Source organism: Novosphingobium sp. CECT 9465 (genome assembly GCF_920987055.1).
Lineage (GTDB): Bacteria > Pseudomonadota > Alphaproteobacteria > Sphingomonadales > Sphingomonadaceae > Novosphingobium.
Genome location: NZ_CAKLBX010000003.1, coordinates 124,101 through 135,410 on the forward strand (window position 1 = coordinate 124,101; position 11,310 = coordinate 135,410).

At 61.6% G+C, this 11,310-nt stretch carries 13 protein-coding genes; 9 read left to right on the plus strand and 4 right to left on the minus strand.

The window, feature by feature from the left end:
- Together LUA85_RS19800 and LUA85_RS19805 are read right to left on the minus strand one after the other, a co-directional pair.
- Positions 1-867 (minus strand): 3-hydroxyacyl-CoA dehydrogenase, encoded by an 867-nt coding sequence (locus LUA85_RS19800; protein WP_007407172.1) that lies wholly within the window; start codon positions 865-867, stop codon positions 1-3.
- Positions 864-1,268, minus strand: a complete 405-nt coding sequence (locus LUA85_RS19805) for a thioesterase family protein (RefSeq protein ID WP_231472224.1) — start codon at positions 1,266-1,268, stop codon at positions 864-866. Before LUA85_RS19805 ends, LUA85_RS19800 begins: the two co-directional genes overlap by 4 nt.
- Here LUA85_RS19805 and LUA85_RS21650 point away from each other — a divergent pair.
- Positions 1,224-1,346 carry a hypothetical protein gene (locus LUA85_RS21650; RefSeq protein ID WP_007407181.1) on the plus strand — a complete coding sequence of 41 codons (123 nt, stop codon included), beginning with the start codon at positions 1,224-1,226 and terminating at the stop codon, positions 1,344-1,346. The genes LUA85_RS19805 and LUA85_RS21650 overlap by 45 nt on opposite strands.
- Positions 1,347-1,357: 11 nt before the next feature.
- On the opposite strand, the gene LUA85_RS19810 is transcribed toward LUA85_RS21650, so the two are convergent.
- Positions 1,358-1,981, minus strand: coding sequence for a TetR/AcrR family transcriptional regulator (locus tag LUA85_RS19810; protein WP_231472118.1), 624 nt, complete (start codon positions 1,979-1,981; stop codon positions 1,358-1,360).
- Positions 1,982-2,010: 29 nt separating this feature from the next.
- Here LUA85_RS19810 and LUA85_RS19815 point away from each other — a divergent pair, with 29 nt between their 5' ends.
- A complete protein-coding gene (locus tag LUA85_RS19815; protein ID WP_231472119.1) occupies positions 2,011-3,225 on the plus strand; it encodes a catalase family protein in 1,215 nt (404 codons plus the stop codon).
- 40 nt (positions 3,226-3,265) lie between these two features.
- Entirely contained in the window at positions 3,266-3,421 is a 156-nt protein-coding gene (locus tag LUA85_RS19820; protein ID WP_231472120.1) for a hypothetical protein, read from the plus strand.
- Between the two features lie 48 nt (positions 3,422-3,469).
- Here the strand turns inward: LUA85_RS19820 and LUA85_RS19825 are convergent, their stop codons facing one another.
- Positions 3,470-6,439: a Tn3 family transposase gene (locus LUA85_RS19825; protein WP_231472121.1), complete on the minus strand. Its 2,970-nt coding sequence runs from the start codon at positions 6,437-6,439 to the stop codon at positions 3,470-3,472.
- A 140-nt stretch (positions 6,440-6,579) separates the two neighbouring features.
- Between LUA85_RS19825 and LUA85_RS19830 the strand changes: the two genes are divergently transcribed.
- From LUA85_RS19830 to LUA85_RS19855, 6 genes are all read left to right on the plus strand, one after another.
- Positions 6,580-7,149, plus strand: a complete 570-nt coding sequence (locus LUA85_RS19830) for a recombinase family protein (protein WP_013849886.1) — start codon at positions 6,580-6,582, stop codon at positions 7,147-7,149.
- Entirely contained in the window at positions 7,150-8,523 is a 1,374-nt protein-coding gene (locus tag LUA85_RS19835; protein WP_031293519.1) for a hypothetical protein, read from the plus strand.
- A gap of 8 nt (positions 8,524-8,531) precedes the next feature.
- Complete coding sequence (locus LUA85_RS19840; RefSeq protein ID WP_231472122.1) at positions 8,532-9,560, plus strand: IS110 family transposase; 1,029 nt, start codon at positions 8,532-8,534, stop codon at positions 9,558-9,560.
- A gap of 176 nt (positions 9,561-9,736) precedes the next feature.
- Complete coding sequence (locus LUA85_RS19845; protein WP_371823743.1) at positions 9,737-10,024, plus strand: transposase; 288 nt, start codon at positions 9,737-9,739, stop codon at positions 10,022-10,024.
- 351 nt (positions 10,025-10,375) lie between these two features.
- The gene (locus LUA85_RS19850; RefSeq protein WP_231472123.1) at positions 10,376-10,900 is read left to right on the plus strand and encodes a YgjV family protein; all 525 of its coding nucleotides are present in this window, start codon (positions 10,376-10,378) and stop codon (positions 10,898-10,900) included.
- A gap of 139 nt (positions 10,901-11,039) precedes the next feature.
- Positions 11,040-11,234, plus strand: a complete 195-nt coding sequence (locus LUA85_RS19855; RefSeq protein WP_231472124.1) for a hypothetical protein — start codon at positions 11,040-11,042, stop codon at positions 11,232-11,234.
- The last annotated feature ends 76 nt before the right edge of the window (positions 11,235-11,310 follow it).

Here is an 11,310-nt window from a genome sequence, read left to right on the forward strand (position 1 = left end):
TCAGTCTGCGGAGGGTTTGTAGCTGTAGAAGCCTTCGCCCGAGGCGATGCCGAGCCTGCCCTTGTCGATGTAGTTTTCCTTCAGCCATGCCGCGAGCGACTGGGCGTGCTCATCGCCATGCGACAGAATGTTGTAGGGGGTGTTCAAGCCGATGATGTCGTAGATCTGGAACGGCCCCATCGGCGCGCCGGTGGCGATCCGCCAGACCTTGTCGACATCTTCCGGCTCGGCATAGCCGCCGGCGGCGAGATCGGCCGCCGCGTTCAGGAACGGCACCAGCAGGGAATTGAGGACATAGCCTGCCTTTTCCTTGCGCACCGGGATCGGCACCATGCCGATGGCCGAGGCGAAGGCGATCAGGGCATCGAACACGGCCGGATCGGTGTCGTCGGTGCCCATCACCTCGGCGGTGTTGAACTTCCAGATGCTGTTGGCGAAGTGCAACGCCAGAAACCGGTCCGGGCGGCCGGTGAAGGCCTTGAGGTCGCTCGGCAACAGGGTCGAGCTATTGGTAGCGAAGATCGCCCTTTCCGGCGCAAGCCCCGCGAGCTTCTCGTAGAGCGCCTGCTTGATCGAGAGAAGCTCCGGAACCGCTTCGATCACGAGGTCCGCGTCCGCGACGGCCGAACCGAGATCGGCGGACAGGGTGATGCGCTGCAGGGACTCGGCGGCCTTGCCGTCGGCCGCACCGGCCACCTCCTTGCCATAGGTCTCGACGAGCATGGCAAAACGCTGCCTTGCCTGTTCAAGCGCCTCCTCGCTGGTGTCGTAGGCGGTAACGTCGAAGCCGCTATAGGCGGTCTGGAAGGCTATCTGGCTCCCGAGGACGCCCGTGCCGAGAACCGCCACTTTCCTGATATCGCTCATTCAATCTCCTTCTGCGCGGTATCGTCACCAAGAAACGGAGCCGCCACCTCCACCGGGACGCGGGCCAGCTTGCCGGTTTCCCGATCGACAAGGGCCCACTGGGTCAGCGAGGCGACGAGCGTCCGCCCGTCTTCATCATGGAATTCGACGCATCGTGCATAGCGCGCACCGCGCGGCACTCCGACGACCCAGCTGATCGCGCTGACCGCGTCTCCCGCCCGGACATTGCCGCGATAGTCGACCTCATGGCGCAGCACGACCGCGACGAACCGGTCGCGATCTTGCGGACGCGCGGCCGTCAGCCAGTGCGCCACCGACGCATCCTGGATCCAGGTCATCCAGACAGCATTGTTGACATGGCCGAGTTCGTCGATGTCGGCGTCCTGGGCGCGGAAGCGGATATGGAAGCGCCGATGCTCATCCACCTCGCCGACGAGCGGGTGTCCGTGCTCATCGCAGCCGATGCGTCGACGATCTGACACGATCCCGCTCACGAATACGCCTGCTCCTCATGCGACGAACCCAGTCCAGCCATGGCGCGGAAGAAGCCGACGAGCATCTCGTCGCGCGGCATGGCGCCTTCGACATCGCCCTGGACCGCCAGTCCCATCCAGAGCGCGTATAGACCGATGCCCGTCTGCATCGGCGGCAAGGCCGGACGCAGTGCGAAGCGTTGCGTTAGATCGGCAACGAGTTCACCGAACATCCGATAGCAGGCCGCCTTGCCCTCCCGGTGCCGCTCGGCGAAAGCCGGATCGCGCCGCGCGTGAAGCTGCAATTCGATCGAGAGGAGCGACCATTGCGCTTCACCGGCCAGCTTCGCGAGCCGGGCGGCCAGCACCTGGAGCGTTGCCTCGATATCATCGCCGGAGCAGTGCGCGACCAGGTCGCGAAGCAGTGTGACCTCATCCTGGATATGGCTCTGCAGGATCTCGACCAGCAGATCGTCCTTGCTGGCGAAGTTCGAGTAGAAGGCACCCTGCGAATGGCCGGCCGCGCTGCAGATGTTGCGGATCGACATGGCGGCGACCCCCTCCTCGATGATCGAGGTATGTGCGGCGGCGATCAGCCGGTCCTGCGTCTGGCGCTGCGTGTCCTTGCGCGTAAGCGGCATGGGTTCGTTCTCCAACCAACGGGCGAGACGTGCGAAACCTTTTCGGCGGTTCCGCGTTCGCAGTAAAAACCAGATATCAACTGATATCCGAAATCAACGGCGATTTCGACCCGAAATCGTCCGCAGTATCGAAATTAAAACGCGAAGGAGTGCCCTTGGCTGAAACCTACATTGGCTATTCCCCGGACGTGGAGGTTCTCGGCGAAGACGAGGAGCGGCTGACCGCCGAAATCCTCGAGATCATGGCGAGCACCAACCGTAAGGCCTTCGAACGCCACCGCCATGCGGTGCGCGACGCCCATGCCAAGAGCCACGGGTTCCTGAAGGGTGAGTTGGTCATCCCGGAACTGCCGGAGCATCTGCGCCAGGGGCTTTTCGCTCGTCCCGCCACCTATTCCGTGGTGATCCGCCTCTCATCAGCGCCCGGAGATATTCACTCCGATACGATACCGGCTCCGCGCGGTATGGCGATCAAGGTCATTGGCGTGGCGGGGGAGCGGCTTCTCCCCGAAGACCAGGGCCGCAACCAGGATTTCCTGCTGGTCAATATCCCGACCCTGAGCTTCGGCACGATCGGTAAATATCGCCAGCTCATCGGCCTTCTGGAAAAGAATGCCCAGAACCCGGCCGTTCTCCAGCGCGCCATGGCCGGGGTGGCGCGGGGAGTGGAAGCCGCGGTCGAAGCGGTCGGCGTCGAGCCCGGCGCCACGCTGCGCGGTCTCGCGCGCGACAATGACCATCTGCTTGGCGAGACCTATCACTCGATGGCGGCGATCCGCTTCGGCGACTACATCGCCAAGATCAGCGCCGCACCGCTCTCCGACAATGTCCGGGCACTCGCCGGCAAGGATGTCGGCGCGGTGGAGGACGCCACCATGCGCGATCTGGTGGTCGAGCATTTCCGCGATCAGAGCGCGGAGTATCAACTGCGCGCCCAGCTCTGTACCGATCTCGAAAGGATGCCGGTCGAGGATGCGGCGGTGCTCTGGCCGGAAGATCTCTCGCCGCACCAGCCGATCGCCACGCTGCGCATTCCCCCTCAGGACGCCTATTCGCCAGCGCGGCGGGTCTATGGCGATGACGTGCTGTCCTTCAACCCCTGGCACGGCATCCGCGATCATCAGCCGCTCGGCTCGATCATGCGGGTGCGCATCGCCGCTTATGAACGTTCCGCCCGCTACCGCCACGAAATGAACGCGCAGCCGCGCGTCGAGCCGACGAACATCGACGCCATTCCGGACTGACGATCCGATCGTCAACCAAACTTACGAAAGGAGGCCAGCCATGGCCGAGACCGAAGAAACCCCTCAGATCGACGAAACCCGCCTTCAGGCCATCCGCCGCCGGATCGAGGAAGTGGCCGGCGACGCGCCGCAGCTCGCCAAGCTCGCCCTCGAGCAGATGGTGACGAAGCATAATCCAGACCTCAAGAGGGCATAGCGTGGAAGGTACGCTAAACAACGTTAAGGGTGAACAATCAGAGAACGCTTAGGCGGCGCGACTATCCGGCGGAAGATTGAGGGCCTTGCGGCCAGCAGAAGCGGCTGCGCGATCCCAGAGGAAATCGCCGGAAAAAGCAATATGCTCCCAGCCTACCGGGGACGTGTGGGCGAGGAGGTCATCAGGCACCGCGACCGATGTTGATCGTAGATGCTGGGCTGCAGCGTCCATGTAGATCGTGTTCCAGTAGACGATTGCGGCGATGACCAGATTGAGGCCGGATGCCCGATATTGCTGCGCCTCGTGGCTGCGGTCGATGATGCGGCCCTGGCGGAATGTGTAGATCGCCTGCGTCAGGGCATGGCGCTGCTCGCTGTTGTTGAGACCGGCATGGCATCGCCGACGCAGATCGGGATTTTCGAGCCAGTCCAGCATGAACAGCGTCCGCTCGATCTTGCCGATTTCCTGTAGCGCGACATCGAGCTGGTTCTGCCGTTCGTAGGCAGCGAGCTTTCGCAGCATTACCGATGGCGCGACATGGCCGACCTTGATCGACCCTACGAGGCGCAGCACGTCTTCCCATTGCTCACCGATGATGTCGGTGCGGATACGCTTGCCCAACAGCGGGGTGATGGACGGATAGGCCGTGACCGGCGCGATCGGCGCGAGCCGCCTGTCGGGGAAGTCGCGCAGGCGCGGGCAGAAGCGAAATCCCAGCATCGCGCACAGGGCGAAGACATGATCGGTCGCCCCGCCGGTGTCGGTGTAGTGCTCGACGATCCTGAGATCGGTGCCATGGCTGGTGAGGCCGTCGAGGACATAGGGCGCCTCATGCGTCGCGGCCGAGATCACTTTGACGTGGTAGGGCGCGCGCTGATCAGAATTATGGGTGTAGAAGCTGAAGCCATGATCGACGCCATAGCGGGCGTTGATGTCGCCGCCCGACGCGCCGCGCTTCGCGCCCCTGAAGAACTGGCCATCGGAACTGGACGTGGTGCCGTCGCCCCATATCCGCGAGAATGGCAGGCGGTGATGCGCGTTGATGAGGACGGCCAGCGCCGCGCGGTAGCTGTCGTCGCGGATATAAGCGTCATGGGTCCAAAGGAGCTGATCGCGCGTGACGCCTTGGCTCGCCGCCGCCATGCGCGACAGACCGAGATTGGTCGCGTCGGCGAGGATCGTGGCGAGCAGCGCGTTTTCATTGGGACATGGCTCGCCGGTGCGCAGGTTGGTGAACGCTACAAGAAAGCCGGTTTCCTGTGCCACCTCATGCAGCAGCTCGGTGATACGGATGCGTGGCATCATGGCATCGAGCCGGTTGGCCAGTGCTTCGGCATCGAGCGTCGCGATCGTGCGGACAGGGGATATCTGGAGGCGGTCGTCGCGGTATCGCACACCCTCCAGAGCGTCACGCTTCAGGCGCTGGGCAAATTTCTTCAGCCGCCAGTCCAGTTCTCGGCCCCGTTGTTCGAGCCATTCGCCGGCTGTGGGTGGCAGGCCGAGAGCCGACACGATCGGCTGCGCCTTTGGTTCGCTGAGCAGGTAGCTATCGAACCGGCGGTATCCCGCCGTTCGCTCCACCCAGACATCCCCGGACCGCAGCTTGTTGCGTAGATGCGCGATTGTCGCGATTTCCCAAAGCCTCCGGTTGATCTTGCCGTCATCGCCCACGACGATTTTCCGCCATTCCTTGCGGAAGGGCATCGGAGCGTCAGCAGGCAGATCGCGCTTGCCCGACCTGTTGAGGTCGCGCAGCATCTCGATGCCGGCGATCGTTTTCGCACTGCCCTTTCCGGCCTTGAACTTGAGCGCCTCAAGCAGGTCGGGGGCGAACTTGCGCAACGTCGCGTAGCGATCAGCCGCGACCGTCAGCGGGTCGAGGCTGGCGGTTTCCGCGATCGTCGCCACTTCCGGCCTGGCTTTGAGAAGGGTGTTCCACCCGACCGATGCGTCCAGGGCTTCTATCGGATCTTCGCCGGTATCGACTGCATCGGTGAGCGCGTCGATCGTCCTGCGAAAGATCAGCATCAGTCGCGCCACGTTCTTCGACGTGGTTGCATAGCTGCGCGCCTGGGCGTTCTTCGCGCGGGTGAAGATGCTGCCAATCAGCTTGTCCGCCATCTCCAGAGCGCTGTCGGTAAGCCGTTCTTCAAGATCGAGCAGGAACGCAACCACCGTGGCGCGACGCCGGGAGGGGATATATCGCTCGATCATATACGCAGGCGACGCACGGCCTTCCCTGACATATTGCCGGAAGCGGTCCTCATGGATGCGACCAGCCAGGTCCGGAGAAATGCCGATCTTCCGCACTTGCCGCAGGCGGTCGAGAATCTGGCGGATGTGATCGGGCTTGGCCGCGATGGGGATTGTCTTGAGCGAAGCGAGCTGGCTCATGCCGCCGGCGTCGTCAAAGAGCTGGTCGAGGGCGTGGACCTGTTCGGTGCTGAGATCGGCGATCAAGGCATAGGCAACCTGCTTGCGGGCACGCGCGCGCCCCGCGCTGCTGGCACGTTCGATAGTGGAGATTGACGGCAGCAGAATCCGGGCCTCGCGAAGGGCGGTGACAACTCCGGTCGCTATCGTCATCCCCTTGTCAGTCGCCCATGCCGTTTTCCTAGCCGCTTCTATCATGAAGGGGATATCAGCGCGGGTCGGCCCCCGCAGTCCCAGGCGCGCGGCCAACTCTCGAGCATGGTCCGTCATCGTCTGATCCCGCGCCGCATAGTTGGCCAGGTCGGTTACGTGGAGACCAAGCTGTTCCGCGGCGAAGGCGGCGAGATCATGGGGTATTGCGCCCCTGTCTTGTATCAACTGCGCCAATGTGATGCCCGGGTGCCGTAAGAGCGCGAGTTGCAGCGCGACGCCCAACTGGTTCCGTCGTTCCCGTCGTGCGCCGATGATCTCGATGTCCGAAGGCTCGAAGGTGTAGAGTCGGGCCAGATGGTCGCGTTCGGTCGGGATGGCGAGGATATGATCGCGTTCGCTCTCGGTCAGGAGTTGATGCTTGCGCTTCGTCATGCCGATTCCCGTCCACAAAAGGTCATCTGGGACTATGGACAGCCATGAGTAAAGAGACATAGTATGTGGACGGATATGGATGGGGCGAAGCCGTCGCCGTTCAGAACGTCCACAAAACGGCCGTTTGGGAGACGCACGGGATGGGCGATATTCTGGGTTATGCCCGCGTCAGCACCGGCGATCAGGACGTGGCTGGACAGACCATGCGTCTGGAGGAGGCCGGCGCGATCAAGGTGTTCACCGACGTCATGTCGGGCAAGAGCATGGAGCGGCCCGGTCTGGCCGAACTGATCGCCTATGCCCGCAAGGGCGACACGCTGGCGGTGGTCCGCCTCGATCGGCTTGGGCGCTCGCTCGCCGAATTGCTCACCACGGTCGAGACGCTACGCGGCCAGGGCATCGCGCTCCTGAGTCTTGAGGAAAAGATCGACACATCGTCGGCCGCCGGCGAACTCATCTTCCATGTGTTCGGGGCCATCGCCCATTTCGAGCGGAGACTGATCTCCGAGCGAACCAGGGATGGGATCGCCGCCGCGCGCGCCAAAGGCAAGTTGCCCGGCCGTCAGCCGCTCGACATGTCCAAGGTACATGCCGCCATCAAACTGGTCGAAGCGAGCATCTCGCCGACAGAAGCAGCACGACAACTCGGCATCGGCCGATCGACCATCTATCGAGAAATGCGCCGCCTCGGCGTGGAAAGGCCCATCTGAATGTCCAGATCGAAATCGGCTCACGATCTTTCCGGCCTGATGAAATATGCGGATCGCGCGCCATGGGATGAGGCATTGGCCGAAATGCTGTCCGCGCATCTCGATCCGGCGAGCGAAGCGACCGGACTCGAGCCTGACGCCATATTCGAGATAATTGGCGATCACTGGCAAGGGCCGCTATGGGGCTGCGCCTTTGAAGATCTGCTTACGCAGGAACTGGAACCCGACGGTCGCAATCTGGTCGATGACTATCTCAAGCGCCGGGGCTGGAACGAAAAGGCGCCGAACAAGGCCTATATGCGCGCGTTACGCGATACGGTCATGTCGCTCTATGAGGTCAGCGAAGTCGTGCCTGGTCAGTCGATGACCTTGCGCGATCTGCTGCGCGACGTTGCTCCGGTGACGGTGCGCGAACACGGTGCAACCCAGACCCTGGTCAACTGGGACAAGATCGCCGCAAGGGTTGTCGACGTGAACGGGCGCCATGGCATTTCCGGAGCGCTGTTGCCGTTCAGCGCTGAGGGCGCCGTGCGAGTGGTCGAGGCATTTTCCCGACTTGCCGACGAAACTCAGGACACTGCGGAATTGGACCCGTCCGATCGGGACGCGCTTCTGGGAGCATCGGGACCGATGTTCACGAACATGTGGCTGCTCGACTGTCTGGGCAAGGCCATGCCCGGCAGCGCGCCGGATATGGTCAACGCCGACGGCGATGACCTGGTGTTCCACCGTATCGTTTTTCCGCTGGCGAAAGGCGTGGTCGGCAAGAGCCTGATCCGAAGGCTGAACGCGGCACAATGGCTGGAACCTGCCAGCGACAGTTTCTGGAACTGGCTGGCACCAGCGACGAAGAACAAGAAGCCGCAAGCGACCAAAGGCAAGCGGGCCTTCGTCACGACCATGGATGACGGCACGCCGGTTTTTGCCAATGTGGAACTGGCAGGGCGCAAGCTGATCGTCGAGGTAAACAGTGCCGCCCGCGCGGAGCGAGCAATTACCCAGATGGGCGAATGGCTTGGTGATTGCGTGAGCGCGCCTATGGCCGAAATCCGGACGCTCGATCAGGTTATGGCCGACGATGCCGCCCGCACGCCACAGGACGAGGCGCTGGATATTCCACCGCATGAAATGGAGCGCATCGTTCACGATATGCTGACCCGTGAATATACGAAAACGCTCGATGAGCCGGTCCCAGCCCTCAGCCACAAGACGCCACGCGTTCTGGCCTGTACAAAGGCGGGGCGGGTAAAGGTAGCCGACTGGCTCAAATATATCGAAAATGGCGCGGCAAAATCGGGCACCGCCGATCCGATGGGCACCTATGACTTTACATGGATGTGGGAAGAACTGGGGCTTAGCGACCTCCGGCGGTAACGGCCATCATGAGTTTCTTGAAATGTTCTCGCTTAGCGTTGTCTGGCGTACCTTCCACGCGATGCCCTCAGGTACATGCGATCGGCAGCGACGGAGCCGTTCTGGTGCGGCGGAAGTTGAGGCGCGCGGAGGTTATCGGCTTCTTCACCGACCTTCCGGGCTGCGTGGTCGGCATGGAAGCGTGCGCATCCGCGCACCATTGGGCTCGCGAGCTAATCGCATTGGGCCACGAAGTCCGGCTCATGCCGCCCGCCTACGTGAAGCCCTATGTGAAGCGCGGGAAGACCGATGCGGCAGATGCAGAGGCGATCTGCGAGGCGGTAGTGCGCCCGACGATGCGGTTCGTTGCGGTAAAGTCAGTCGAACAGCAGGCGGTGTTGATGGTGCACAAGAGCCGCGACCTGATGGTGCGGCAGCGAACCATGCTCATCAACGCCTTGCGAGGTCACCTGGCCGAGTACGGCATCGTGACAGGGATAGGCGTCGGCGGTGTGACCGCGATGCTCAAAGCGCTGCATGACCAACAAGAAGGTCTGCCTGCTCACGCTCGTTCCGCGTTGCACGGGCTCGCTGCTCAGATGAGGGCGCTCGCCAGTAAGATCGACAGGTTGGAGGCGCAGATCCTCGCTTGGCATCGCGCCGATGAGACAAGCCGTCGGCTCGCCACGATCCCGGGTATCGGCCCGATCACCGCGTCGGCTATCTCGGCCGCAGTGCCAGATGCGTCGCTGTTCCGACCCGGCCGCCAGTTTGCGGCATGGCTGGGACTTACCCCTCGAGCAAATAGTTCCGGCGGCAAGGAACGCCTGGGTGGGATAACCAAGCAGGGAGATGGCTACTTACGGCGGCGGCTTGTGGTCGGCGCGACCGCGGTGATGCGTATGACGCGCAAGAACGCCGACCGGCAGCCCTGGATGGCACAGCTCCTGGAACGCAAGCCTGCGAAGATCGCGACGGTCGCGCTCGCCAACAAAACAGCCCGTATCGCTTGGGCGGTGATGTCGCGCAAAGAAGTCTATGCGGCGCAGGCCGCATGACCGTCGTCCGCGCTGCCGGGTAACGCCGGTGGCAGGATGGCGTAGGAGTAGCTGAGTAGTGATGACAAACCGGTCAGACCGGGGGTCGGCAAAACCCAGGGGGTCACAGCGCTGCGAGCGCGATGACGTGATTAGGGAGCCAGCCTGCGGACTTCATCAGGGCCAGCAGCCATGCGGTGCTGCGCGAACAGGCCGAATACATGGATGCACCCGACCGGTGCTCATCGCTAAACAAAAGCTCTTGCGCCGCAGGGGTCGTCCATACATGGCGCATCCAGCAGGAGATCCCCAAAGCAACCGCGCTCGCCACCGCCGGGTTCGCCACACTGAGCCTGCGGCTGCTCAATGTCGCCGCCCGCGTCATCGAAAGCGCCACCCGCATCCGGATCGCCTTCGCCTCGGCATGCCCTGATGCCGCAGCCTTCCAGACAATCGCAACCGCGCTCAGGCCCGCACCGACATAGCCAGCGCGGCCGTGCCGCCGAACGCCCGAGACCCTTCCTTCAATCCCGCAAGCCCCTCGAACCTCCGCGATGAAAAAGGCGCAACGGAAACGCTCGTCCCGTCCACGCCGCCAGTGCCGTCGCCCGCCAATCAAGGCAAACTACGCCGCTGTCATGAATAAGCCGGGCTAGGGGCTACTCACTTGCACCAAGGGCGGCAACCACAGACGCCCTGGGTCTATCTGTACATAGAACCACTTATCTTCTCAGAATAGGAAATTTAAGGACGCCACTGTATACGTCTAATATGAAAATTCATATATATATTATAAAGCAATATGCAAATAATATACTAACCTCGTGGGTTTGGTAATGATTTCGACTGTGTTCGGCATAATAGCCATATGTTGTGTATTTGCATGGCCATTTTTTGTGGATTATCGAACATCGGTTAAGATTCAAGGTTCAGGATCTGCAGAATTTGCGCTCTATTTTTTGGCTATTGGCTCGCCTACGGCCGCGATAGCATGCCTTATTGCGTGTTCTCAGCTCGCTATTTCTATCGCCGTAAAAGATCGTTATATTGTTACAAGACTTTATGGAGCGAGCTTCATTATATTGATTTCTCTCTCCGTGGCCACATGGCATGGAATGGCCTCGGTATTGGTCTTCATTGGTAGCTCATTGGCAACTTTCGCACGACTCCAGACATCTACTCACCGTATGAAGGCGCTCTTCCTTGTCGGCGCTCCTTTTTGGCTGGTCCACAATTTGATGGCCGGAGCCTTTTTCGCTCTGAGTTCAGATTTTGTATCGTTGGCTTCGAATGTGATCAATCTGACAAGGCACTTGAGGCGCAAGGGTTGTCCCCTGTCAGCACCAATGGCACAGATTTGAGGCTGTGATTTAAGCAGGGTTGGGGCTTCGTCGTAGTAACGAAGGAGCCAAGATGAAGCAGATGTCCGGGGCCTGACCTTCATTCGTAAAAGCCGCAGTCTAGGACATCTGCTGGATATTGTCCCGGAAATGCTGGCGCTTGCCGACCATCCCGAACGGTCCTGCAAGGCGATCTTTTGCCTGCAAACAGATTGCCGCGATCGACCGCAAGATCGCCGATTTGACGGTTCTCCGCGGCGAATTGGATCGGCTGATAGGGGCGTGTCAGAACGGCATGGTCGCCGAATGCAAGATCCTCGGCGGATTGACGCTGCCGATTAATGCACAGGCCTAAGCAATCGCCATAATGTAGCACTCCGCAAATGAGACCGCGTGTTGATCCACATCGGCCGACCCAAGATTTCCGATGG